The organism is Streptomyces sp. VRA16 Mangrove soil (assembly GCF_017377775.1).
Taxonomy (GTDB): Bacteria; Actinomycetota; Actinomycetes; order Streptomycetales; family Streptomycetaceae; genus Streptomyces.
This window is the reverse complement of sequence record NZ_JAFVLN010000002.1, coordinates 669,323-692,300: the sequence shown is the minus strand read 5'-3', so window position 1 is coordinate 692,300 and position 22,978 is coordinate 669,323. Positions and strand designations below refer to the sequence as shown.

At 68.5% G+C, this 22,978-nt stretch carries 21 protein-coding genes and 5 pseudogenes; 6 read left to right on the top strand and 20 right to left on the bottom strand.

Features of this window, described 5'->3' with window-relative positions; translation table 11 throughout:
• Positions 1-167: 167 nt before the first annotated feature.
• Together J3486_RS08840 and J3486_RS08835 are read right to left on the bottom strand one after the other, a co-directional pair.
• The gene (locus J3486_RS08840; RefSeq protein WP_207819591.1) at positions 168-632 is read right to left on the bottom strand and encodes a transposase; all 465 of its coding nucleotides are present in this window, start codon (positions 630-632) and stop codon (positions 168-170) included.
• A 78-nt stretch (positions 633-710) separates the two neighbouring features.
• Positions 711-1,937 carry an MFS transporter gene (locus J3486_RS08835; protein WP_307804738.1) on the bottom strand — a complete coding sequence of 409 codons (1,227 nt, stop codon included), beginning with the start codon at positions 1,935-1,937 and terminating at the stop codon, positions 711-713.
• A 54-nt stretch (positions 1,938-1,991) separates the two neighbouring features.
• Between J3486_RS08835 and J3486_RS08830 the strand changes: the two genes are divergently transcribed.
• The 3 genes and pseudogenes from J3486_RS08830 to J3486_RS43970 all read left to right on the top strand — a co-directional run.
• Entirely contained in the window at positions 1,992-2,360 is a 369-nt protein-coding gene (locus tag J3486_RS08830) for a helix-turn-helix domain-containing protein (protein ID WP_207819590.1), read from the top strand.
• A 189-nt stretch (positions 2,361-2,549) separates the two neighbouring features.
• A complete protein-coding gene (locus J3486_RS08825; RefSeq protein WP_207819589.1) occupies positions 2,550-2,726 on the top strand; it encodes a hypothetical protein in 177 nt (58 codons plus the stop codon).
• Positions 2,727-2,889: 163 nt separating this feature from the next.
• A pseudogene (locus J3486_RS43970) lies at positions 2,890-3,014 on the top strand (SAM-dependent methyltransferase); the annotation flags it as partial.
• 25 nt (positions 3,015-3,039) lie between these two features.
• On the opposite strand, the gene J3486_RS08820 reads toward J3486_RS43970, so the two are convergent.
• Positions 3,040-4,014: a LysR family transcriptional regulator gene (locus tag J3486_RS08820; RefSeq protein WP_207819588.1), complete on the bottom strand. Its 975-nt coding sequence runs from the start codon at positions 4,012-4,014 to the stop codon at positions 3,040-3,042.
• A 111-nt stretch (positions 4,015-4,125) separates the two neighbouring features.
• On the opposite strand from J3486_RS08820, the gene J3486_RS08815 reads away from it, so the two are divergent.
• Positions 4,126-4,749, top strand: a complete 624-nt coding sequence (locus tag J3486_RS08815) for a LysE family translocator (RefSeq protein ID WP_207819587.1) — start codon at positions 4,126-4,128, stop codon at positions 4,747-4,749.
• Between the two features lie 663 nt (positions 4,750-5,412).
• On the opposite strand, the gene J3486_RS44900 is transcribed toward J3486_RS08815, so the two are convergent.
• The 10 genes and pseudogenes from J3486_RS44900 to J3486_RS08760 form a co-directional block, all read right to left on the bottom strand.
• Entirely contained in the window at positions 5,413-5,859 is a 447-nt protein-coding gene (locus J3486_RS44900) for a peptidoglycan-binding domain-containing protein (protein WP_307804737.1), read from the bottom strand.
• Between the two features lie 782 nt (positions 5,860-6,641).
• Positions 6,642-7,148 carry an RICIN domain-containing protein gene (locus J3486_RS08805; protein WP_207819586.1) on the bottom strand — a complete coding sequence of 169 codons (507 nt, stop codon included), beginning with the start codon at positions 7,146-7,148 and terminating at the stop codon, positions 6,642-6,644.
• Between the two features lie 419 nt (positions 7,149-7,567).
• A complete protein-coding gene (locus J3486_RS08800; RefSeq protein ID WP_207819585.1) occupies positions 7,568-8,032 on the bottom strand; it encodes an RICIN domain-containing protein in 465 nt (154 codons plus the stop codon).
• Between the two features lie 242 nt (positions 8,033-8,274).
• A pseudogene (locus J3486_RS43965) lies at positions 8,275-8,787 on the bottom strand (IS110 family transposase).
• 298 nt (positions 8,788-9,085) lie between these two features.
• The gene (locus tag J3486_RS08785) at positions 9,086-9,682 is read right to left on the bottom strand and encodes an HAD family phosphatase (protein ID WP_207819582.1); all 597 of its coding nucleotides are present in this window, start codon (positions 9,680-9,682) and stop codon (positions 9,086-9,088) included.
• Between the two features lie 131 nt (positions 9,683-9,813).
• Positions 9,814-10,125: a putative quinol monooxygenase gene (locus J3486_RS08780; protein ID WP_207819727.1), complete on the bottom strand. Its 312-nt coding sequence runs from the start codon at positions 10,123-10,125 to the stop codon at positions 9,814-9,816.
• 18 nt (positions 10,126-10,143) lie between these two features.
• Positions 10,144-11,004, bottom strand: a pseudogene (locus J3486_RS08775) (alpha/beta fold hydrolase); the annotation flags it as partial.
• Between the two features lie 74 nt (positions 11,005-11,078).
• A complete protein-coding gene (locus tag J3486_RS08770) occupies positions 11,079-12,257 on the bottom strand; it encodes an MFS transporter (protein ID WP_207819581.1) in 1,179 nt (392 codons plus the stop codon).
• Positions 12,257-12,643, bottom strand: a complete 387-nt coding sequence (locus tag J3486_RS08765) for a DUF1348 family protein (RefSeq protein WP_207819580.1) — start codon at positions 12,641-12,643, stop codon at positions 12,257-12,259. Before J3486_RS08765 ends, J3486_RS08770 begins: the two co-directional genes overlap by 1 nt.
• A gap of 137 nt (positions 12,644-12,780) precedes the next feature.
• Entirely contained in the window at positions 12,781-13,296 is a 516-nt protein-coding gene (locus J3486_RS08760; RefSeq protein ID WP_207819579.1) for a carboxymuconolactone decarboxylase family protein, read from the bottom strand.
• A 626-nt stretch (positions 13,297-13,922) separates the two neighbouring features.
• Between J3486_RS08760 and J3486_RS08755 the strand changes: the two genes are divergently transcribed.
• Positions 13,923-15,026, top strand: coding sequence for an AraC family transcriptional regulator (locus tag J3486_RS08755; RefSeq protein ID WP_207819578.1), 1,104 nt, complete (start codon positions 13,923-13,925; stop codon positions 15,024-15,026).
• A gap of 72 nt (positions 15,027-15,098) precedes the next feature.
• Here J3486_RS08755 and J3486_RS08750 read toward each other — a convergent pair.
• The 3 genes and pseudogenes from J3486_RS08750 to J3486_RS08740 form a co-directional block, all read right to left on the bottom strand.
• A pseudogene (locus tag J3486_RS08750) lies at positions 15,099-15,322 on the bottom strand (transposase); the annotation flags it as partial.
• Between the two features lie 244 nt (positions 15,323-15,566).
• Complete coding sequence (locus J3486_RS08745; RefSeq protein ID WP_207819576.1) at positions 15,567-15,869, bottom strand: antibiotic biosynthesis monooxygenase; 303 nt, start codon at positions 15,867-15,869, stop codon at positions 15,567-15,569.
• A gap of 712 nt (positions 15,870-16,581) precedes the next feature.
• Complete coding sequence (locus J3486_RS08740; RefSeq protein ID WP_207819575.1) at positions 16,582-17,550, bottom strand: GlxA family transcriptional regulator; 969 nt, start codon at positions 17,548-17,550, stop codon at positions 16,582-16,584.
• Positions 17,551-17,648: 98 nt separating this feature from the next.
• Between J3486_RS08740 and J3486_RS08735 the strand changes: the two genes are divergently transcribed.
• A complete protein-coding gene (locus tag J3486_RS08735) occupies positions 17,649-18,338 on the top strand; it encodes a DJ-1/PfpI family protein (RefSeq protein WP_207819574.1) in 690 nt (229 codons plus the stop codon).
• Positions 18,339-18,858: 520 nt separating this feature from the next.
• On the opposite strand, the gene J3486_RS08730 is transcribed toward J3486_RS08735, so the two are convergent.
• The 4 genes and pseudogenes from J3486_RS08730 to J3486_RS08715 form a co-directional block, all read right to left on the bottom strand.
• Complete coding sequence (locus J3486_RS08730) at positions 18,859-19,221, bottom strand: peptidoglycan-binding protein (protein WP_207819573.1); 363 nt, start codon at positions 19,219-19,221, stop codon at positions 18,859-18,861.
• Positions 19,222-19,891: 670 nt separating this feature from the next.
• Positions 19,892-20,083: pseudogene (locus J3486_RS08725) on the bottom strand (CorA family divalent cation transporter); the annotation flags it as partial.
• 411 nt (positions 20,084-20,494) lie between these two features.
• On the bottom strand, positions 20,495-21,376 hold the full coding sequence (locus tag J3486_RS08720) for a carbon-nitrogen hydrolase family protein (protein ID WP_207819572.1): 882 nt from the start codon (positions 21,374-21,376) through the stop codon (positions 20,495-20,497).
• 7 nt (positions 21,377-21,383) lie between these two features.
• The gene (locus J3486_RS08715) at positions 21,384-22,883 is read right to left on the bottom strand and encodes an APC family permease (RefSeq protein ID WP_207819571.1); all 1,500 of its coding nucleotides are present in this window, start codon (positions 22,881-22,883) and stop codon (positions 21,384-21,386) included.
• Between the last annotated feature and the right edge of the window lie 95 nt (positions 22,884-22,978).

Sequence of the window (22,978 nt, the reverse complement as noted above, 5' to 3'; positions counted from 1 at the left end):
GCCGCTGCAATGGCGGTCTTGGCGAGCGAGGAGGCGTTCTTGATGCCTCGGTTCTTCAGCCCGCTTTCGAGGCGACGGACGCCGATGCGGCGGATCGCTCCCGGCGTCAGCGGGGCGATTAGCCCTCGACCCTTGCCGGTCAGGGCGCGCTCCAAGACCGTTGTGGCTCAAAGGAGTTGTTCGCGCAGCCGGTTGGTCTGTCGGGTGCGGTCGGTGACGAGATCGACGCGGCGGCCGGTGAGGATGCGCAGGTCGATGGCGATCTCGTCGCCGGGCCGGAGCAGTCCGAGGTCCTGACGCGTGCGGCCCTGGTCGGCGATGCCGTGGGTGTCCTTGGCGGCGGTCTTGCTCTGGCCGAGGCAGCCGGCCGCGGCGCGGTGGACGGCCAGACCGATGAGCAGGGCGGCGCCGCCGTGGTTGGTGTCCATCGCCCACAGGACCTCGCCCGGGTCGGCGAGGGCGAGAACATCGCGGATGAGCTCCAGCAGCTCGGGGTCGTCGTTGCCGACACGGCGGGACAGCTTCCGTTCACCGCGGTCCTGCGGCGTGTCCGGTGCCTTGTTCGCGCCCTCGCATGACATGGCGATCCGCAGAGGGCCGATGCCTGTAGGCGGGGCGAGCTCGAAGTTCATGCGCGCACGCTGTTATCGCGCCCCATAACATCATCACTCAGGCGGAACTGCGCCCAAATACGCATGAAGATCCGCCCTTCAAGCATCTCCGATGCGGTTCTGCGCCGCCGGCATCACCCTGCCGATCGTGGTGGCGAGTGTGGCGCCGAGGGCGCTGACGCCGACCAGGGTCAGCCAGATCGTGGCTGCCCCGGCGGACAGCAACCCGGAGAGCGCGGCCGGAGCCACCGCTCCCGCGACCGTCACGGCGAGCTGGTTGAGGGCCAAGTACCGGCCGCGGAGAGCGGCTGGGGCGCTCTCCGCGGCGACGGTCGACGTGATGGGGCCGCCGAGGATCTCACCGAAGGTGTAGCTGCCCGCGCCGAGCAGCACGACGGCGACGGCGAGGGCGAGCGCGGCCACTCGGTCGGCGGCGAGGAACAGGACGTAGCCGGCCGCGAAGCAGGCGTGTCCGGCGACGAGTACGCGGCTGCGGATCCGCCCGCCGAGCCACCCGAGGACGACGCCTTGACCGAAGCCGACCATCAGGGTGTTGAGCGCGAAGACCGCGCCGGCAGTCCAGCCAGGCAGTCCCAGGACGTCCACGGCGTAGACGGGTATCGCGATGTTGAGGGCGAACAAGGAGATCGCGAAGCACAGTTGATGCGCGACCAGCGACAGATATCGCCGGTCCCGGAGCACGCGTCCCCAGCCTCCAGCAGCGTCCCGGCCCGCTTCGGGGCGACTGTTCGGCACGGTTCGCATCAGAACGAAGGCGGCGACGTAGGACAAGGCGTTGACGACCACGATCGCGGCGTAGACGCCGTGAGTTCCGAAACTGACGGCGACGGCGGAGAGGAGGCCGCCGAGTGCGTAGCCGAGGTTGCGTACCGACCCCATGAGACCGAACCAGCGCTCGCGTTGGCCGGGCGCCGCCAGCGCCGTGACGGTCACGCCGTAGCAGCTGAAGAACACCGCCCGCCCGGCGCTGTTCAACCAGGCGAACACGGCGATCTGCCACGTCTGGTCCACGACGAGATACCCGGCGAAGCCGAGCGCCTGGGCCAGGTTCGCCGCCTGCAGTACCGGCTTGGCGCCGTACCGGTCGACCAGCCCTCCGGCCAGCGGACCCGCCGGGAGCGCCAGCAGCCCGGCCGTCGTCAGTGCAGCGCCCACCTGCACCAGGGTCAGCGAGGTCGTGGCCAGGAAGTACAGCATCGAAACAGGGATGAAGACGCCGGTGCCGATCGAGTCGATGACGATCCCTGCGACGAAACGGCGGTGCCGGGCTATGGAGGGACGGAACGTGCGTTCGGGAGTGGTCACAAGCTGGAAGGTATAGATTCGATACTGGTATCTACAACGCTACCGGGAGTCGGCATGGGTAACGCCTACAACGTCATGGCCGCGACCTGCCCCAGTCGCACTGTTCTGCACCGGATCGGGGCGCGCTGGACCGTGTTCATCGTCAACGCGCTGGACAACAGGCCGATGCGATTCACCGAGCTCAAGGCGCACATCCGGGGGATCACGCCGAAGGCGCTCACGGAGACGCTCCGCGTGATGGAGTACGACGGCCTGGTCTCTCGCACGGTGATGGCCGCGAATCCCCCGCATGTCGAGTACGCCCTTACCGACCTCGGCCGGTCACTGCTGACACCCCTGCGGGCGGTACGCGAATGGGCCGAGAGCCACGTCCCCGACATCGAACGCGCCCGCGCCCGCGCACAAGCCGACGCGCAACGATAACCCCGTTTCCGAGCTTGAAAGCGTGATGCCGTGGAGGCCCGATGGGTTGTGAACATCGCGGTATGCCGTACTTCTGAGGTACGCGCAAAGTGGTGGTTTGACGGCCGAGCGGCGGGCGGCCCGTGCGCGGCTGCGGCTGCGGCTGCGGCTGGGAGTGGCTGCGGGGTGGTTCGGGGCGAGGACAACGCGGTGATCGCGAGGACGCTGCGGGTGTATGTGCGCTCGCTCCAGCGGTGGCGCCGGGCCTGGGAGTTGCGCGGGGAGAGGGGCCTGCGGACCAAGGACCCGGTCTCGTATCCGCTGTTGAGCGAGGAGCAGTGGGAGTGTCCCATCGACGGCGGATCCGATGATCAAGGAGACGCCTGATGAGCGAGACCATCACCGAGTACCAGACCGTGGAGGGGCCGGTCGTTGAGTCGACTGCGGAGGCGGTGTCGGACGAGCAGTTGGTCTCGATGTTGGTCGACCGTGCTCGCTCCGAGGGGCTGCAGCTGACCGGCGAGGGCGGGCTGCTGCAGCAGCTGACCAAGAAGAGTTCGAGGCCTTCCGAGTGCGGGACATTGGTTGCCGCACAGGGCGTTCGCACTTCTCCTGGCCGACCGTGGCGTCGAGGTCGTCGGCGTCGCCCCCGCACAGGGGTCCATCGACCAGGCGGTGTCGACTCAGGACCGGAGGCTTTTCAGACTCCGTGCGGTGAGTTCGACGAGTGCTGTTCTTCTTGCGGGGGAGCCTCCCAGGTGGCGGTGATGTCGCGGGCGACATCGCGTAGGAGGTCGATCAGCTTGTCTGCGAGTGGTGTGAGGCTGGCGTCGGTCTTGGTCAGGGCGTAGAGCTGGCGGTAGGGCCTGGGGTGGGCCAGTTCTCGATGGGTGGTGCCGGGTGCATGGGTCAGGGCCAGGCGCGATACCAGAGCCACGGCGCTGCCTGTGCCGACGAGGGCCTGGGCAACGTCGTAGGACTCGGTCTCGAATCGAACGGTGGGGGTGAAGCCGGCCTCGCGGGCAGCGGCGTGGAACTGTTCGCGGGCGGCGTGGCCGGCCAGGATGGAAACCCAGGATTCGTCGCGTAGTTGTTCCAGGCGCAGTTCGGCGTCCGCGGGCTGCCCGGTGGTCAGTGGGTGGTCGTCGGGGAGAACCGCGACCATCGGGTCCAGCAGGAGCGGGTGGGCGCGTAGGTGCGGGGGCGGCGCGAGCGGTGTGCCCCAGGACGCGACGATGGCGAGGTCCAAGTGCCCTGCGCTGATCTCGTCCGCTCCGCGTCCGGACACCACGTCCACGACGGAGACGTCGGCGTCCGGATGGCGGTGCCGCAGGGCCGTCAGGGCGGGTGGCAGCAGGTGCAGGGCAGCCGCCTGGAACGTTCCGACCCGCAGCCGTAGGGAGAGGTGGCCGAGGAGTGCGGCCAGCTGCACCTCGGCCCTGTCCGACGCCTCCTCCACGGTTCGACCGTGGGAGGCGAGCAGCGCACCGGCCGCGGTGAGCGTTGCTCCGCGAGGACCACGGACGACCAGGGGCACCTGCCAGTCGCGCTCGGCCTTGACCACCTGCTGGGTGACGGCCGCGGGCGTGAGCTGGAGGGCGCGAGCCGCCGCAGTCAAGGAGCCGTGCCGCTCGATCAACGCGAGAAGCCGGAGCTGTCCCGGGTCCACCACCATTCGCTAATCCTAACGCTGCACCCTTCTCTTTTAACTTCTCTTATAAGTGCGGGAGAGGAAGCCTGGTGGTGCACCCCCCGAGACCGCGATACCTGGAAGGGTTCTTTCCCCATGCCCACGCATGTGCCCGTTTTCATCGCCACCACATTGCTGCTGGCCATGCTGCCAGGCGCGAGTCAAGCCATGATGATCCGTCAGGTTCTGGAGGGTGGACAACGCACAGTCCGAGGCACGCTCGCGGGCAACGCCACCGGCTTCCTGCTGTGGTCCACGGCCGCCGCGGCCGGGCTGTCCGCTGCCCTGCTGGCCAGCCCGCACGCGTACGCGATCCTCCACATCGCAGGTGGCATCGTGCTGATGGTCCTCGGGGTGAACACGCTGCGGACCGCGTTCACCACCGCCTCCACCGGTCTGCCCCGCGAGAGCGGGCGCCGCACCGGCTTCGCGGGCGGATACCTCACCGGCTTGAGCACCAACCTCGGCAACCCGAAGGCAGGCGTGTTCGCCGTCTCGGTGCTGCCCCAATTCGTGACGGCGAAGGGCCCGGTGTTCCTGTCGACCGTCGCCCTGGGTGCTCTGTGGGCGCTCGTCAGTGCCTCTTGGTACCTGTTGCTCACCTGGGCCGTCGGCCGAGGGCGCGCCTTGGTGTCGCGGCCGGCGGTCCTGCGGGGGCTCAGTGTGACGACCGGCGTCGTCCTGGTCGGGCTGGGCGCCGCGGTGGCAGCGGGTATCTGAGGGCCCGGTCGGTACTTCTTCCAGCAATCCGACCCCGCGGGCCATCTGTCACCCTTGTGTACCGGCAGCCATGAGGTTGCCCTGCACGACCGGTGGCGACGAGGCATGACGGTCGCCCTGCACGCGATGACACCGGGCGGAGCCCGCATCGCCGACCAACTCCGGGGCCAGGGAACCCCGCTGGTCCTGCTGACGGGCCAGGCCAACCACCGCCACTGCTAGGACGCGCCGACTTCCATCCCGCACGCGGCCCCCTCACGCTCGACTATCGCGGCACCGGCACCGGCACCGGCACCGGCACCGGCACCGACACCGGCGACAGCGACAAGCCCGCCCCCCCCCACAGGGCGGGGCGCCCTGGTTCCCTGCTCGCACCACGCCCTCGGCGACCCGGTATGCCTGCCCACGCCCCGAACGAGGCGGCAGACGCTCTCGTGAGAGGTCTGGGCGAAAGGGACCCGCGCCGCCCAACGGGCAGCGGTACGGTGGCAGGCCGTTCCGCGTTCGACCACCAGGGCCGATGCCCACCGCATCTGGTGGGCACCGGCCCGGCCCGGCAACGGCGAGGCCGACGTCATTGCCTGAGTCCTACTGGAGTACGAGGACACGCAGGCGCACGAGGACCCGCACCGTTCGCGTGAGCTCTGCGCGGGGACTCCCGCCCTAGCGCAGCGGGCCCGGGGCCTGGGTCAGGCGCAGGCAGCGGTGCTCCCAGCCCTCGGAGCGGGTCCAGTTCCACTTCAGGGCGTCGCGGGTGTTGGGGCCGTAGACGCCATCCGCGGTCAGGCCCAGTGCTGCCTGCGCACGCTTGAGAGCGGTCGCGGTCGCAGGGCCGAACACACCGTCCGCCTCGATGCTCTGGCCGTAGCACTGGATCAGAGCCTCTTGCAACGACTCGACCTGGCGACCTGAAGCGCCCTGACCCATCACGCAGTAGTTGCTCCTGCTGCTGTCCGTCGGTAGGCGGACGCCGTAGTCGGCCGCGTCGAAGACGACGGCGTAGGTGCTGCAGCTCGGTGTCGCGGCGGCGGTGGTCGTGCCGACGGTGAGACCACCCAGGGCGATGGCGGAGACAACGCCCAGGGACGCGAGGGTGCGCTTCAGTTTCATGGTGGATTTCCCCCAGGGGATCGTGTGGCGGGACCCGGCTCCGTGCGAGTCCGGGCCCATTGACGCCGCCTTGGGACGGCGAGTCGGAAACTAGCAACACGAGGGCCGTTGAGCCCGGCTCGCCCGGACGGCCGTCCCATGGCCTCCCACTGCTTTCCACGGTCCGTCGTGCAGGCTGGAGGAAAGCCCTGGTGGCCCGGGAAAGTCCCTGCCCAGCAGTCGGGTTGGGCAGTCGGCGAGCGTCTCCGGCCCGGCGCGGTCACACCCGTGCGGGCACGGACGTCTCGCTTCGCGGAGGGGTGTCCCGCCGCCTTCTCAGGGTCGTCCCGATGCTGTCCGGCGATGTCCCGGGAGAGTCCCAGGCCGTTCCTGTCCGGTCGCGCCTTTGAGCGGTAGTGATCCGAACGAGCCGGACGGCGACGCGGCCGGGCCGCCGAGGCGCCGGGCCAGGACGAGAGCTCCGACGGCGCCGCCAGCGAATGGGAGCAGATACATAATTGCGGTCGGCACCCGTGTGGCCCCGGGGCAACTCCGCTCAAGTGACGCAGAGTTGCCCAGCCCGGTCCCGCTCACAGCGGTGTGCGCCTCTACCACTCAAGAGGGTGGACCGCCTGGCTCCCGCGCCCCGTTTCCGCCCTCGCCCCGTTCTCCGCTGCGTCCCACCGCGCCGATCTTCGCCGGGGCACAGCGTGCAGCGGGAGGTCCTGCGCCGTCGATCGGCCAGGACCCTGAAGACAGGTGGTCGAGGACGGTCGCCGTATTGATGGCTCATCCGGTAAAGGTCATCCTCCCCACACGCCGATGTCCTCGTTCGGCACGTCCATGCAGGTGTAGAGGCGCAGCTCGTTGCCCGACGCATCGCCGCCCCACCCGTTGACGCAGTTCTTCCAGGCACTCTTGGGCTGTAGCTGCGCTCCGTTGCCGGTGTAGACGAAGTTGAACACGCGGTCGGGGTTGGTCGAGCCGCAGGTGTACAGCTTGATGTGGTTGCCGGTCGTGTCCCCGCCCTCCCAGTTGTTCAGGCACAGATCGGGGTTCAGGTAGCTGCGGATCTCGTAGTGCGTGCTGTCCACCTGGCGCCAGGACCATTTCTGCGCGCCGGTGCCGTTGCAGGTCCACTGCTGGACCTGTGCGCCGGCGTAGGCGTTGGCGTTCGGCACGTCGAAGCACAGATAGTTGTGGAGCTGGATTTGCCGGTAGTTGGTATCCGCACCGGCCGGGACGGCGGCGAGGCCGGTGGCGATGAGGGCCGCGCCGGATACGACGGCGGCTGCTATGCGCTTGTGCACAGGTGTCTCCTTCGGGGAGTCGAGAGAGCGGGGGAGCGGTCTTTTGTGATCGCGGACTGAGCGCGTCGCCGAACGCCGATGGAGCCTGTGACCCTCACTCACGCTGCGATGGGTGTCCCGCTGCCCGCAGATTCCCTTTGTGGTCGAGCAACAGCTGGTGACCGTACTTGTCACGCGTGAGGTTGAGGGGACAGCCGGAACAGGCCTCTGGTATCGGAGCTGAGGAAGCTGCGGGTCCGCCTGGCTGCCGGAGACGTACAGGAGACCCGCGCCGCCTTCCCAACTGCTGACGGCGCTCCAGGCTCTTCAGCGCTGGAATGGATCCTGCTGCCGTCCTGGATTGTCCAGATCTCGTATCCCGGTTCGACCGTGGTCTCACCGTCCCGGGACGGCACGAAGGCCGGTACCGGCGTCCGGCGTCAGTGCCAGAGCTGGTAGCGGCCGCCGTTCTCGTCGTGCAGGTAGATGTCCTTCCCGTTGCTGTCGATGAACCGGCCGGTGGCCTTGTGCTTGAGCTTCCAGCCGTCGCTCGTGCGGACCTCGTACCAGCGCTGGTAGGCGTTGCCGGCGGTGCAGTCCTCCACGTAGACGTCGTTGTCCCAGTAGGCCGCGAGGCAGGTGCCCGTGTCCTCCTTGGGCTCTAGGAGGTATGTTCCGTCGCTGCCGTTGTAGACCTCGTACCACTGGGCTCCGTACGACGTGCAGTAGTCGTAGAGCCTCACGTCATTGGGTTGGAAGGGGATGGTCGAGTCGGCACCGAGGCACTTGCCGGAGACGTCGTGCTGCCAGGTGACCCAGCCGTCCGCGTGCGCTGAGGTGGAAAGGCCGGCGGCGAGGGCCGCGGCGACGCCGGTGGTGAAGAGAACTCTGGTGACGCGCTTCATGAGGTGACTGTGCGGGAGCCGGTCAACAGCACCTCAACAGCGGGCCAACGGAGTCCGGCCTCATGGCCCGCCGGCGTTGGCGACGCCTCGCCGGGAACAGGGACGGGACCTGCGCGGATGCGGGTCGCTGCTCTTGACGACTCCATCCGATGCGTATGGCGCCGGACCCGGCCCCCGGCTCACCAGCACCCCTCTACTGCGCAGTGAGCTGGGGGCCGAGCAGGATCCCCTCAGGCTGTTCCTCAACCTCCGTGGCGTTCGGTGGTAGTCGCGGGACGTTCGATGGTTTCCCGACGTGGCAGGGGATGGTGGGCTGGCGATTCCTGGAGCCGGATGCGGTCGTTGACGAGGTCGAGGCGGCGACCGGCGAGGATGCGCAGATCGACGGAGACTTCGTCGCCAGGCCGCAGCTGTCCCAGGTCCTGGCGCAAGCGAGCTTGATCAGCAAGGACGCGGGCGTCCTTGGCATCGGTCCTGCCCTGACCGCGGTGGTCGGCCGAGGACCGGTCAGGTAGGCCCCGCTGTCCGGCATCGAGCAGGAGCCCGATGAGCAGAGCGGCGCTGCCGCGGTTGGCGTCCACCGCTCACAGCACTTCATCCGGATCGGCGAGGGCGAGCACCTCCCGGATGAGTTCCAGCAGCTCGGGCTCGTCGTTGCCGACGCGGTGCGACAGCCACCGTTCCCCCCGGGCGTCGAGCACCACGCAGTGGTGATGCTCCTTGCCGATGTCGACCCCCGCCCAGATCGTGAACATGGCCGCTTCCGTCAGCTGTTCCTTCTGCGATCCCGCAGACGGCCCTGCCGACGTTGTCGTACACAGCGATCAAGTCGCTCATCCCCATGAGCGGTTGTGACCGTCAGGGCTCCGGGTGGCCACGTTCTTTCAGCCATTGGACAGCGACGAGCTGACTGCCATACCCGGGAGTCCTCGGGCTCACCGATCCTGCGAACAACCGGCCTGGCCCGCGCTGGAACGGTAGGACAAGCTGATGGGATCAGGGCGAGGGACAGCAGCCAGAACCGACTCGGAGCGGAGGGAGGCCACCGCTCGGTCAGCGGTAGGGACGGACGTCGATGACGCGCATGCCGGCAGCCTCAGCTGCGGCGATGCCCTCATCGCTGTCCTCGTACACCAGGCAGGCACGCGGCTGGACCCCGAGTCTCCGCGCCGCGGTGAGGAAGATGTCGGGTGCCGGCTTGCCCCGCTCCACGTCATCGCGGGTGACGATGAGGTCGAAGGTCTCACTGAACGGCTGGTGGCGAAGTGCCGCGTCGATCATCGCGCGGGTGCTGCCCGAGGCGACGGCCACGGGAATCCGGCCCGCGGCCTGTTCCACAACCGCTTGGACACGCGCGTGCGGGCGCACCGTGTGTGCAACGCTCAAGAAGAGTTCGTCGCGTTTGGCTACGAGCTCGGGAACGGTCCGGGTCAGCCGCAAGGAACGCTCTGCCGCAAGCGCCGTGATCATATCGGCCGAGGAAAGGCCCGTCCGGCTGTCGAACCAGTCCTGCTCCAGCTCGACACCTTCTACGGCAAGGGTCTGGGCCATGGCGCGATAGTTGGCCGCCTGGCTGTCCACGAGCGTGCCGTCCCAGTCGAACAGAAGACAGGCCGCACCGTCCGGGGACAGCTTGTCGCGTACCAACATCGGACCTCACTCCTCACCGTATTTTGTTCCAGAATGAAACATAGTACGTGAGCTGTCGCCACGCGACGCGGTCTGGCGTCAGGCACCTCCGAACGGCACCGCCACAGTCCACGGCTACATCCGCGAAACAGTCAGCCGCCAAGGGACGGGTGGGGGCTCGTCATGGTGTTGAAGTAGCCCTCGGGAGCTGCGACCAGGTAGTCGTCGAGGTGGTCGAGGAAGGCGCGGAGCGGCGGAAACTGGTTGTGCAGGTCGAGGTCTTCCTGTGAGCGCCAGACCTCGTAGAGGAAGAAGCGCCCGTCCTCGTGCTCGTGGACGTGGTAGTCGAGATTGCCCTCTTCCTGGCGGGTCGGTGCGACGAGAGAGGTGAGCAGGGCCCGGACGTCGTCGACGCGTTCCGGCTTCGGACGCAGAAATCCGTAGAGCGAGAGCGGCGGGTGCACGGGCGGCTTCGCCACGTTGCGTCGGAGGAAGTCGCGGATGAGTGCGGCGATTTCGGGGCCGTGGGTCTCCAGGGCGAAGTGTCCGGCGTCGAGGAGGTGGATCTCCGCGTCGGGCAGGTCGCGGGCGAACGCCTCGGCGCCGGCCGGGCCGAAGATCTCGTCGTTCTTGCCCCAGGCGATCAGGGCGGGCGGCTGGTGGGTGCGGAAGTACTCCTGGAAGGCGGGGTAGCCGTCGAGGTTGAACTGGTAGTCCCAGAACAGCTCGAGTTGGATCTCGTTGTTGCCGGGACGGTCCAGGTACGCCTGGTCCAGCATCCACGCGCCGGGGTCCAGCTGCGCCCGGAGCGTGTCCGGCACGCCGTGGGTGTGCTGCCACTCGGTGGCCGACGCGGTGAGGAGTTCGCGCACTGCGGACTCGTTCGCGACACGGTCCTTGGCGTGGGCGAACAGCAAGTCCCAGAACGGAGTGAAGCCTTCTTGGTAGGCGTTGCCGCTCTGGCTGATGAGCGCGGTCACGCGTTCGGGGTGGCGAGAAGCGATGCGAAGGCCGATGGGCGCCCCGTAGTCGTGGATGTAGAGGGCGAATCTGTCCAGGCCGAGGGCGTCCAGGAGGCCGAGCGTGATGGCGGCGAGGCTGTCGAAGCTGTAGTCGAACTCCTCGGTCGTCGGCATCGCGGACTGACCGAAGCCAATGTGGTCGGGCGCCACGAGGTGATACTCGTCGGCGAGGTCGGTGATCAGGTCGCGGAACATGGCTGAGCTGCTGGGAAATCCGTGCAGGAGCACGAGCGTCGGCCTGGCAGGGTCGCCGGCCTCTCGGTAGAAGACGTGCTGTCCCTGGACCTCGAGGGTGGCGTGGCGGACGGAGTGCTTGGGCATGTCGGTCGTCTCTCATTCCGGATTGCGTTGACGGGCGGTCGGTCGAAGGAGGGCGGCTGAGCGGTGCCGCGGGGTCAGGTCAGTGCTTCGGTCTGCCGACGCGATGCGCGCACGCGGCGTACGAGGGGGCTCACGAGGAGGGCTGCCGTGGCGGCCATGGCAACGCCGATCCCCCAGTTGCCGCGGTAGGAGCCGGTGATGCCGTGAATCACCACGGCCAGTCCGAGCCCTGCGGCGGCGGACAACTGGTGGACGACCCAGGCCGGCGCGAGGGTGCGGCCCATACGGGTCGGGTCGAGCCCTCGGGACAGGACGGCCATGGTCAGCGGGACCACCGGAAACGAGGAGATCCCGAAGAGCACTGCGACCGCGACCAGCCCCCACACGTCGGTCACGAGCACCGCGAGCAGGAGGGACAGCGCGCGCAGGGTGTGCAGGACGCGCAGCAGGCTCTCCGGCCGGTGCCTGCGCAGGAGGCGTACGACCACGGCGGATGTGGCGCCCGCCGCGGCCGCGCTGAGCACGACCAGTCGTCCGGCGTCGACCACGGAGAGCCCCAGGTCGACGGCGTGCTTGGGCAGCAGGAGGACGAGGCCGTACATGGTGGCGGCATGGAGGCCGAAAGAGGTCAGCATCCGGCCGCGGCCGGTGAGCCGTTCACGTCCGCGCTCATCCTGAGCCATACGGGGCTGCTGTTCGGCAGGGAGCAGGACGGCCAGGACGAGCGTCACCAGCAGGCCGGCCGCACCGAGTGCCGTGTACGCGGCCCGCACGCCGACGGGGTCGAACATGGCTGTCGCCGCCCACGGTGCGATGAGCTGCCCGAGGTTGATTCCCACCGCCGAACGCGCCAGCGCGGGCCCCGCTTTGTCACCGTGAATCCGGCCGAGCATGGTGCTGATGGTGAGGCTGGAGGCGGCGGCGAAGCCGAGCCCCCCGAACACGGTGAACGCGGCGATGAACTGCCAGGTCGACTGGACCACTGAGAGAGCCAGGTAGCCGAGCGACATCAGGGTCAGGCCGCCGAGCAGCACCCACCGGGCGCCGATCCGGTCGAGCAGGACGCCGACGGAGGGCTGGACGAGGCCGGTCAGCAAGGTGCCGAGGGCGGCCGCGGTGGCGAGCGCCGCCACGTTCATGCCGTACTCGTCGGCGGCGGGGGCGAAGAAGACGCCCGCGGAGAAGTTCAGTCCGAAGGAGACGGTCATGGCCGCAAGTGCGGCCCAGGCGACGTGCTCACGACCGAGGGACATCACCGGACCTCCGATCTGCGCGGACCGAGGATGACGCGCTCCGAGCCGCCGGTGGGCACATGGTTCGTGCTCGCCTCAAGGTGGCGCGTCAACCCGTCGGCGTCGAACTCCCACAGCTCGTTGCCGTAGTTGCTGTAGCGCCGGCCGGTCTTGTCGTGCCACTCGTACGGGAACCGCACGACGATGCGGTCGTCGCCGGACGCCCACGGCTGCTTGCGCAGCACGTAGCCGTTTTCCTGCGCCCCCTTACGGGTGAGGAAAGGCGCGATCTCCTCTCGGCCGGTGAGGAATTCGTCGCGGTTGCGCCGCACGGTGTCGGCGGCTTGCACCTTGACGGCGGCGGTCCCGGCGGTGGAGGGCGGCAACGGCGGGCTTATCTGGGGCATCTGTACTCCTCGGGAAGCGGCGGAGGCCTGGGAAAGGTGGGGTGGATCCGCCCCGGGCTGGTATCCGGCGCCCCGCACCAACAGGACTGCGGCGCCGGCCATGTGGTGGCTCAGTGCTGATCGGCGCGGACGGCGGGTCAGTCGGTGTCGATGTTGGTGTCGATCTCGGTGTCCGCGGCGCGGTCGAAATAGTTGGTGAAGACGTTGAGCGCGACGTGCCCGACGACCTCGGCTATGTCGCCATCGGTCAGGCCCGCCTCGCGGGCGGACTTCAGGTCGGCGTCGGCGATGTCGCCGCGCGCGGCCAGGACGGCGCTGGCCAGCGTGATCGCCGCGGCGGCCTTGGCGCTTGAGCCGTGGTCGGGCCGGGCGTCGTACGCTTCCTCGGCCGACACACCCGCCAGGTTCGTGGCGATGTAGGTGTGTATCGAGAGGCAGTAGTCGCAACCGTTGTATTGGGCGACCAGGAGCGCCAGCTGCTCGCGGACCGCGGTGGACAGCGATCCGCTGAATTCCAGTGCGAACCGACTGTTGGCCATCGTGCGGGGCATGTCCAGGGTGTGGGTGCCCCCGAAGGCCTTCTGGACCGCGGCCAGCAGCCCGGCGGCCGCGTGCTCCTGGGTGTCGGACGCGACCAGGGGAAGACGGGACATGGCTGTATCTCCTCGATCAGATCAGGGTGTTGTCAGGCCGGACGCCGCGACGCGGACCTTCACGGCGAGTGCGCCGAGCAGGTCGCGGACCAGGCAGGCGGATACCGGGGCGCTGAGGTGTCGGCCGCGTCGGCGCGGTCCCGGGCCCGAACGACGATGGTGAAACTCAGGGGTCGCGATCAGCACGCCGTCCGCCGGATGCGGCGGCGCGGATCGGCCTTCGCCGCCGGACGCCGCTCTGGAATGACTAGGTCTCAGTCGTACAGACCGATCTCGCGCGGGCCTTCATGGATCCCGATGTCGAGTGTGCAGGGCTGGAGTTGACGGGCGGCACGCGGCAGCGCCTCGTTGTACGAGGCCGCGCGAAGACTCTTGAAGATGGCGAGGACTTTGGAGGACGTTGGCGGGGCGCAACGAGGCATCTTGCACGGTAGGGATTCCTTGTCTGGTTCACCGCAGAGTGCGACGAGGTGCCGGGTGCGCCGGCGTTCCCGAGGGCCGGACGTGTTTCGAATCTAGGTCGTGGAGAGGGCCGCTGACCGGGGCCCGGTGCGCCACGGGGGGACCTATTGCGCCACTGGCGCGATCATGTACCGTCTCCGCCGTGCTATAGGGCACAGGGTTCGTTGCGGAAGAAAGCGGAACCAATGCGCGTAGTCATGGCGAAAGATGGTGTGGTCAAGCAGGAACGGGCATGGTGTTCGTCCTCGCCGGCTCTCAAGCAATCGGTAAATTCGGCCATGGGACGCTTCGCCGTGAACGCAGCGCGGGACGCGGGCATGACGCCGGCCCGCCTGGCCCGCATCCCCTGTCTCAATGACGAGGTCTTGGGCGATGTCTACGCCCGGGTCCCCACCGGTTCGGTGCTGCGGTCGTGGGAGCAGGTCACGCTGACCGACCGCGGATCCGGAGTCGGTGCGTTCGCCGCGGAACGCTCCCCGCTGGGGACGTTCGGTGTCTGGGACCAGCTGTTCGCCGCGAGTGCGAATCTGGTCGACGCGTTCCGTGTGGCCGCCGACTACACCGTGACCATCGGCGATGCTGCGGTGGACCGGTTCGACGTAGTCGAGAACGGTGCCCTGGTCACCGTGGGGTACCGCACCGGAACCGCCGAGCAGGACATCGTGAACGCGGTGGAGCAGTTCGGGATGGGCCTGTTCGTGACGCGGGCGCGGGCCGCTTCGGGGAAGGACGTGAAGCCGGTCAAGGTGACGTTCCGGCATCGCGCACCGGCCGTGTTCGAGCCGCTGGCCGAGGTCTTCGGCACCCGCAACATCGAGTTCGAGGCGGAACGGAACACGATCACGTTCTTCCGTGAGGACGCGACGGCTCCGTTGCCCGGATACCGCCCGGGGCTGATCGAGGTCCTGAGGGCACACGCGGACAGCACGCTGCTGCAGGCGCGCTCTGTAGTGTCCTGGCTGGACGCGTTCCGGGAGATGCTGGGCTCGTCGATCGGTACCCCGGACCTGTCGTTGGCGGTCATGGCCGACCGGATGGCGACCACACCGCGCACCCTGCAGCGCAGATTGGCGGAGAGCGGAACGACCTGGCGGGCCGAGGTCGGTCTGGCACGCGCCCGGCAGGCATCCGCATTGCTTCGGTCCAGCAGCCTGCCCGTCCACGCTGTAGCGTCCCGGACCGGCTACAGCGATCCTCGCGCGCTTCGACGCGCGGTCCAGCGCTGGCAAGGCGTCACCCCGGCGCAGCTCCGAGGAGAGTCCCGGTAAGGCACATCAGCAGAGCATCCCGGTGAGCTGATCGAGGACACCATTGGCCTGCCAGCGGGCGAAGTAGCCCTAGACGGTGTTCAGTTCGGTAAGTCGTGGGGCAGGTGGCGCCAGACGATGCCGGTGCGGTCCCCGTACAGGTTCGTGTTCATGATCTCGCGCAGGTCGTGGCGGGGCAGGCGGCCGAAGGCCGGGGCCCGGCCGCTGCGCTCGAAGCGCCCGGTGGCCGGCACCGGCCCGATCAACTCCCAGCGGGCATCGGACAGATCATTGGGATACGCACGACGGTCGACCAGGACGTCGGCGTACCGCCGGGTCGGGGCGTGCGCCCAGGCGTGCGGCCGGCGACGATCCGCGCCACCTCGGATGTGGGGCTTCCCTGCTCGAACAAGTCGACCGCGCGCACGCTCCGGGCCTCGACCAACTGCGGTCGCGTCAGCGGCGGCACGGAGAGGTCGGAATCTGCGGCCTACGACTCGCAAGACACGCCAACATGCTCACACCGCCGACGCCCCGGCACCTCCAGAACCAACGACTACCTCAGTGGTCACGGGGTTCCGCGAGGAGGTCGTCCACCACATCACATCGAATGGTGGGGAGGTACTCGGCGATCGCCTCACTCATCATGGCTTCCCCTTCGGGGTCCACGTCTGGGCACGCGTCGCGAGTGGCGGCATCCGGCCACCGTGCATACGCCACCCAGGTGCCGTCATCGACCTGATGCAGACGTGATCCGTAGCTGCCGCCGTGCTTGTGCATCGCGAGTGTCACGCGGCGCCAACCAGCTGTGAACTGCTGCTCCTTGCCTTCGTGCAAACGCCACCGGTAGATCACCGCAAACATGACACGCCCCCCAGCGTCAGTGTTATGAGCCTCGTAGGCATGTGAAAACCCTTCGTTGACATTGCGTGTGGTGTCGGACTCGGCATCGAGAAATCTAAACCGTTTGGTTCATTCTGTCAACCGTTCGGTTCAGTTCTTGGACCGTACCGTTTAGTTCTTGCCTGGATTCGGTTCTGGCTTGGGTCCGCCTGCTTCAGCGATCCGATATGTCGGGGATACGGGTACGTCAGCGAGCGCGGGCGCCGTGGCGACGCGGGGGGCCCAGGCGGGCGCCTGCTGGCGCGCCGGCGGGGTCTCGGTCTGGCGCAGCGGGTCGCCGCCCAGGCGTACCAGCAGTCGGCAGCAGCGGCACGTGCCCGCACTGGTCACGTCGACGACCAGCCGCACCGGCGGCAACGATGCCTGCCGGAACCGCTCACCGTGGGCGCCCCCTGCGCAAGTGCCGGCGCGCGGTGGTGCACTCCACGCACAGGCCGCTCAACTTCGCAACGCCCCAGGCACAGCACAGCTCACGGCTGCCCGCCGCGGGACCGTCGGGTCGTACCCACGGGGCAGTTCGCAGGCAGGCAACGCACGCCGACTTCGCTGGTCTGCTTGGGCACCAGGCGCTGCTGCCGCGCGGGGCTGCTTCCCACTGCCTGCGGCCTCTCGCCCAGTTCGTCGTCGGCTGCCAACGGCTCGGCCACCTTGCAATGCAGCGGCAGCGCTGCTGTCAGGTCACTGATGTGCTTTGGGTTGCTCGGTAGCGCGACGGCGATGTCCTGTAGCGACTGGCGAACGCCTGGCGGAGCGTTTCAGCGGTTCCGAAGCCGCATTGTGCGGCCACGCTCGCCACGGGGAGTGAGGTGGAGGTCAGGAGGTGAGCGGCGGCCTCGGTGCGTGCGTCGCGCACGAATCGGCCTGGTGCCTTTCCAAGGTGATCGATGAACAGGCGAGTCAGGTGGCGTTCGCTCACTCCCGCGTGTGCAGCCAGCACGGTTGCGGTCAGGTCCTCGGCCAAGTGGCTGGTGATGTGGTCGACGACTCGCTTGACCAGCCCGTTCGTCGGTGCCGGGGTGGCTGTGAACATGCTCATCTGTGCCTGGTTGCCGGGCCGTTGCAGATAGGTGACCAGGCCCCGGGCCACTGCGCGCGCCAGCTCCCCGCCGTGGTCCTCCTCGATGAAAGCAAGAGTGAGGTCCAGGGCGCTTGTGACGCCCGCCGCGGTGACCACGCTTCCGTCACGAATGTAGATCGGCGCCGGATCCACGGTGATCTCCGGGTAAGCGGCGGCCAATTGTTCGGCGTAGAGCCAGTGAGTCGTGGCGCGTCTCCCGTTGAGCAGGCCGGCTGAGGCCAGCACGGTCGCCCCTGTGCAGACCGAGGCCACTCTGCGGCTCTCTCTGGCCAAGCGGCGGACATGGCCGACGATCCGAGGGTTGTCGCCCGCGGCCTCGTGGCCGATCCCTCCCGAGATGATCAGTGTGTCCAGCGGCCCCCGCAGCCGTTCCAGGGACCGTTGCCCCTGCAGCGTCAGCCCCGAGTCGCAGGTGATCGCACGGCCTCCCGGGGTGGCCACGCTCACGGCATAGGCGGGACTCGCTCCGATCCGGTTGGCCGTGGTCAAGCCTGTCGTCACGCAGGCGATGTCCAGCAACTCGGCCTCGGCGTATCCCACAAGGACCACCACTCGTTCCTCCATGAGCGGACCCTATGTCGGAATGACGTGCATCCCAAGAATTCCGACCTCATCGCTGTCTGCCCTTGGCGCTCCCATGGCCCGGGGCCGAAGGTGACGGCATGACCAAGACACTTGCTTTCGTTCTCTATCCCGGCATCACCCCGCTCGACCTGGTGGGGCCGCTCCAGGTGCTGTCGGCACTCGCCCAGATGGATCCGTCGTTCGAGGTGGTCGTCGTCGGCAGGGATCTCTCCCCTCTGGGCACCGACACGCCGCTGAAGGTGACGCCGAGTCACACATTCGACCAGGTCGCCGACCCCTTCGCGCTGCTCGTGCCCGGCGGGACCGAGCCGACCCTGGCCGCCCTGGCCGACGAGTCTCTGCTGGACTGGATCCGCCAGGCCGCGCGGACGGCTGAGGTCGTCGGCTCGGTATGTACCGGCTCACTGCTCCTGGGGGCCGCCGGCCTGCTCGAAGGCCGGAAGGCCACCACTCACTGGGGCGTCCGTGACCTGCTGGCCAAGTTCGGCGCGACGCCCGTCGCCGAACGCTGGGTCCAGGACGGCCCCGTGCTCACCGCCGCCGGAGTCTCGGCTGGTATCGACATGGCTCTCCACCTGGTCGAACGCCTCGCGGGCGAGCAGACGGCCCGCATGGTCCAGCTCTTCATCGAGTACGACCCGCAGCCACCCCTGGGCGGCATCGACTGGCGGTCCGTCGACCTCGATTCCTTCAAGCCGCATGCACGGGCCATGGTGGAAGCGGCCCTGGCAGACCATCCCGCGCTCCTGGCCCGCCTGACAACCTGAGCACCGCCCCGGCGGCGAAGCGCCCGGCCCAGCTGCCGCAACGCGTCGAACCGAACGCACGACCACGGGACGCGAACGGTCGCGTGGTCAGCTGCCGGCGCGGGTCGGGCATGGCGTCACAGATGCGCTTCACGGCCCGTGCTGTCGGCCCGTCGGCCGACGTCGGCAGCATGAGCGGCCCAGTCGCCCGTCGATGCCTATGCCACCGGACGGCGACTGGGACGTGGACGCCGAGCATGCGGGGCAGGATCCCGGCGGGGACAACGAGTTCGCCCATGGACACGGCGTGCGCCATTGCCGCTACCGAGGACAGCCGAAAGTCTATCTGCAACACGTCCTCAGGGTCATCGCCGTGCGCATCGAACGCCTTGGCGGCCGGTCAGACATCGAGGACGTCTCCTCACCAAGACCGCCGACCGCCTTCCTGAGATTCCTGGACCAGCAAGGCATTCCCGGTCCAAGTCCTATCGAAATTGGGGTAGTTGCCCCGACCGGCTCAGTACCCCCGACAGGGTCCGGCTCAGCAGTCGGGGTAGTAGTACCGGGTGTCCCAGTAGTACAGCTCGCTCCAGGTCTGCGGGCCTACCACCCCGTCCACGGACAGGCCGATGCAGTTCTGGAAGGTGTACACCGCGTCGCGGGTGCGGGCCCCGAAGGAGCCATCCACCGCCAGCGGGGCGTATTTCTCCGGGAACAGGCTGCGGTTGAGCTGGCACTGGAGCTGCTTGACCGCGGTACCGCTGCTGCCCAGACGCAGGGTCGGCTCGGACGCGGTGTAGTTGCACGCGATGGTGGTCGCCGCGGCGGCAGGCGTGGCGGTGCCGGCCAGCGGCATCAGCAACAGCCCCGTGATGAGCGCGAAGCCCGTAAGACTGCGACGCATGAAAGAGTCCTCTCGATGAAGCCGCCGCATCGGCCTTGGGTGACACGGCGGACGGTGTACCGCCCGCCGCACGGGTGACGGTGTCCCCGGATGGCGAGCAGGCCCGGACGGACCGGGACGAGCGCCGTCGAATCTATGAGCCCCGCCCCCCGTCGGACGTGCCCGAGACGTCCCTGAGACGTCCTGTGACTGGGAGGATCCGGGAGCGGCGACCTGTCGTCCCCGCTCCTCGGTTCGCCGCCCGCTTCACGAGACGGCGTTCCCGTGAACGGCGCACCGCGCGACGGACGAGTCGGACGCGTCTTCACCCGGAACCCGCGCGTCGACACTGCGACCACGCAGAGGTGTCGAGGCAGCGCGCTGATGTCACTGTCGGCGAAGTTCGGTGTGGGTAGTCGCTCGGCCGAGCCTGGCGAACAGGGAGGCCGGGCGGGTTTGCTCCGCCGGTCGGACGACTTGGGGTGGCACTCGATTCTCCCCGGATTCTTCCCAGCGTCGAGAAGCACTCAAAAGGCCAGGTCAGAGGCTTAGTTCTGGCAGGGTGAGGAGAGATCAGCCGCATCACTTCTCCCCAGGGGCTCCCCAGGGGCTCCCCAGGGTCGATTCGGAGCCGATCTGTGACCGATGCGAGAGCACAGGCCAGAGAGGAGCTTGGCTCGGCAAGAGGTGCTCAGAGCCAGTCCCGCCGCTTGAAAATCACGTACAAACTGCCACAGACAACCCCCATCAGGCCGATCGCAAAGGGGTATCCGAAGCTCCACCCCAGCTCCGGCATGTTCTCAAAGTTCATGCCGTAGATGGTTCCCACGAGTGTGGGAGCGAAGAGGATCGCCGCCCAGCTCGAAATCTTCTTGAAGTTGTCTACCGCACCCCGTTGACCAGGGCATTTGCCATACGGGGGCGCCTTGACCTGGGGTGATGCCTCTTCCTGGGTCTTTCACGCTCGGTCAGCTCTATGCGGCCGGTTCTCCCCACGCGCTCCCCATGGGGGCTCGATGCTCCCCAGATTCTCCGCAGCGGGCTTGCCTGGTGGAGCATGCCGGATGGGCTCGAAGGCCCGTTGCCCGGTCACTCCACGCAACGACACCGCGTGACGCTCGAAAGGCTCGGGCCTGGGCTTATCCAAGGTCTGCGGAGCCGGTGGGCACGGATCCGTGCCCACCGTGGTGGAGGAGCGCAGCGCGCTCGACGCTCGATTGACGCTCAGTGTGATGGCGAGTCACGCCATCGCGGCCGTCTTCGCCGGCCTCGGCTTGGACCGGCGATGGAGTCGTCAGGGCGTCTCGTTCTCGAGCCAGTCCGGCGCGTGGAATCCACCGCCGCCGTACATCGGGAGCTTCACCGACCCGCCGTAGCGGGCGAGCTGGCTCCAGGGACGATTGATACCTGCGGCGCCGTAGGCGCGTACTCGGCTGACGGCGTCGAGGTCGAGTACGTCGATGAGGATTTCCTCGCCGGGGCCGGCCTGCTGGCGCACGATGCCCTCGGGGTCTACGACGGTGCTCTGGCCGACCCCGGCCGGGTCGGCGGCGTTGACGTTGACGACGTAGACCTGGTTGGTCCAGGCGTTGGCGCGGGCGCAGACGAGTTCCATCTCCCGGTCGCGGGTGGGGGTGAGGGTGGGCTGGATGACGACTTCGGCGCCCAGCCAGGCGAGCTGACGGACCGTTTCGGGGAAGGAACCGTCGTAGCAGATGGCCAGACCCACGCGGCCCGCGCCGGGTATGTCGAAGACGGTGAACTCGCTTCCGGGGGTGGTCTTCTCGTACGGCTGCCAGGGGAAGACCTTGCGGTAGTTAGCGGCGATCTCGCCTTCCGGTGAGATCGCCAGGGCCGTGTTGTAGATGTGCCCGTCCTCCGCGCGCTCGTACACGCTTCCCGGGATGAGCCACAGGCCGGTCTCCACGGCCAGGGCGCAGATCCGGTCGGTGAGCGGGCCTGGTATCGCGACCGCGGCCCGTTCCATCCAGTCCTCCGCGGCCGACTGGAGCAGGGCGCCTTCGGCGGCCAGCAACAGCTCGGGTACGACGACGAGTTGTACGTGGGGGAACAGGTCGCGCGTGCTGCGGACCTGGTCGGTGAAGCGCTGCCAGGTCGCTTCGAGGTCGTGGGGCACGGGGGTGGTCTGGATCGCGGCGATGGTGAGTGTGCGCATGGGTGTGTCAGTCCTCGGTGACGGTGAGTTCGGTGACCGTGGTGCGGCCTTCGCGGAAGAAGCGGTGATAGCGGGTGCGGGCGGCGGCCAGGGCCAGGGTTCCGGCGGCGAGGGAGCCGGAGCCGAGGAGGAAGACTCCGCCGATGCCGTGGAAGGAGGTGCTGCCGTAGGCCGGGTCGTACATGTCGTGGGCGCTGCGGGCGAACGCGGCCAGCATCATCAGTCCGCCGAGCAGGGGCAGGATGCCGCGCAGCAGCAGGTCGCGGAGCGAGTTCCGCAGTCTGTCCCGGAAGTACCAGACGCAGGCCAGTGCGGTGGTGCCGTAGTAGCAGGCGATCAGCAGGCCGATGCACAGGATGGCGTCGCCGAGGAAGTCGGTGGAGACGAGCGTGAGCAGGACCAGGAGGCCGGCGGCCGTCGCGCCGATGAACAGGGTGCCGAAGCCGGGGGTGCGGTGCCGGGGATGGACGCGGGCGAAGGCTGCGGGCAGGGCGCCGTGGGCGGCCATGGACAGGGTGCCGCGGGAGGAGCCGACGAGGCTGGTGAGCAGGGCGGAGACCGCCGAGACGCAGACGGCCAGCTGCATCACCTTGGCCAGGGCCGGGCCGAGGACCGGTGGGGCGAGGGTGGACAGGATGTCGGCGGCGTTGTCGGGGTTGCCGAGGCCGGTGCCGCCGGTGCCGGTTCCGGCGAAGCTGATCGCGGCGAAGGCGGTGAACAGGTAGGTCCCGAGCAGGGCGAGGGTGGAGATGACGGCGGCCTGGCCGGCGACGCGTTCCCCGTCGCGGGTCTCCTCGTTCGCGGTGATCAGCGCGTCCCAGCCCCAGTAGATGAACAGGCAGAGCATGACCGCCTCGGCGAAGGGGCCGAAGCCGTCGAAGGCGAAGGGATCGAGCCAGGCCAGGGACGGCGTCACGGCGCCGTGGCGGGCGAAGGCGGCGGCTCCGAAGCCGAGCAGGGCGGCCAGTTGCAGACCCAGCAGCACGTACTGGACGGACGCCGCCAGGTGCAGACCCCGGTAGGCGATCGACGTGACCGCCGCGAGCAGAGCCACCGCGGTGATCGTCACGGCGATGCCGCTGTCCGCGAGGGAGTGCAGGCCGAGCAGCTGGAGCAGGTAGGTGGCGCCGACCTGGGAGAGGGCCGTCATCGCGATGAACGTGGCGACCTGCACCACCCAGCCGCCGGTGAGCCAGCCGGTCAGCGGCCCGAACGCGCGCGTGGTCCACACGAAGGTGGTGCCGCAGTCCGGCATCTCGCGGTTCAGCTCACGGAAGGCGAACGCGGTGAGCAGGATCGGCACGAAGCCCAGCAACAGGGCGGCCGGCGCGAGATTCCCGACGGTCAGGGTCACGAAGCCGAGCGTGACGGCGATGCTGTAGGCCGGGGCGACGCAGGACAGACCGAGCGTGACGGAGGCGAGCAGGCCCACCGAGCCCCCGCGCAGTCCCTTGTCCGGGGCGGGCGCCGGCCCCGTTCTGGTCTCGGCGTCGATCGGGTCGGGCATGGTGCCTCCGTAGGCCGCGGATCAGATTTGTTAAACGCAGATTTAAGACCTGGCTTGCTGGATGGTCAATAGCTGACGGGCTACTGTTAAATCTG

Coding starts and splice junctions, on each gene's coding strand:
- J3486_RS08820 (WP_207819588.1), bottom strand. CDS start 4,014: ATGGTGGTGGACCCGGGACAGCTCCGGCTTCTCGCGTTGATCGAGCGG.
- J3486_RS08770 (WP_207819581.1), bottom strand. CDS start 12,257: ATGTCCCTCGGTCGTGAGCACGTCGCCTGGGCCGCACTTGCGGCCATG.
- J3486_RS08720 (WP_207819572.1), bottom strand. CDS start 21,376: ATGCGCACACTCACCATCGCCGCGATCCAGACCACCCCCGTGCCCCAC.
- J3486_RS08735 (WP_207819574.1), top strand. CDS start 17,649: ATGACCAAGACACTTGCTTTCGTTCTCTATCCCGGCATCACCCCGCTC.
- J3486_RS08715 (WP_207819571.1), bottom strand. CDS start 22,883: ATGCCCGACCCGATCGACGCCGAGACCAGAACGGGGCCGGCGCCCGCC.
- J3486_RS08800 (WP_207819585.1), bottom strand. CDS start 8,032: ATGAAGCGCGTCACCAGAGTTCTCTTCACCACCGGCGTCGCCGCGGCC.
- J3486_RS08765 (WP_207819580.1), bottom strand. CDS start 12,643: ATGCCCCAGATAAGCCCGCCGTTGCCGCCCTCCACCGCCGGGACCGCC.
- J3486_RS08830 (WP_207819590.1), top strand. CDS start 1,992: ATGGGTAACGCCTACAACGTCATGGCCGCGACCTGCCCCAGTCGCACT.
- J3486_RS08815 (WP_207819587.1), top strand. CDS start 4,126: ATGCCCACGCATGTGCCCGTTTTCATCGCCACCACATTGCTGCTGGCC.
- J3486_RS08840 (WP_207819591.1), bottom strand. CDS start 632: ATGAACTTCGAGCTCGCCCCGCCTACAGGCATCGGCCCTCTGCGGATC.
- J3486_RS08730 (WP_207819573.1), bottom strand. CDS start 19,221: ATGCGTCGCAGTCTTACGGGCTTCGCGCTCATCACGGGGCTGTTGCTG.
- J3486_RS08785 (WP_207819582.1), bottom strand. CDS start 9,682: ATGTTGGTACGCGACAAGCTGTCCCCGGACGGTGCGGCCTGTCTTCTG.
- J3486_RS44900 (WP_307804737.1), bottom strand. CDS start 5,859: ATGAAACTGAAGCGCACCCTCGCGTCCCTGGGCGTTGTCTCCGCCATC.
- J3486_RS08745 (WP_207819576.1), bottom strand. CDS start 15,869: ATGTTTGCGGTGATCTACCGGTGGCGTTTGCACGAAGGCAAGGAGCAG.
- J3486_RS08760 (WP_207819579.1), bottom strand. CDS start 13,296: ATGTCCCGTCTTCCCCTGGTCGCGTCCGACACCCAGGAGCACGCGGCC.
- J3486_RS08740 (WP_207819575.1), bottom strand. CDS start 17,550: ATGGAGGAACGAGTGGTGGTCCTTGTGGGATACGCCGAGGCCGAGTTG.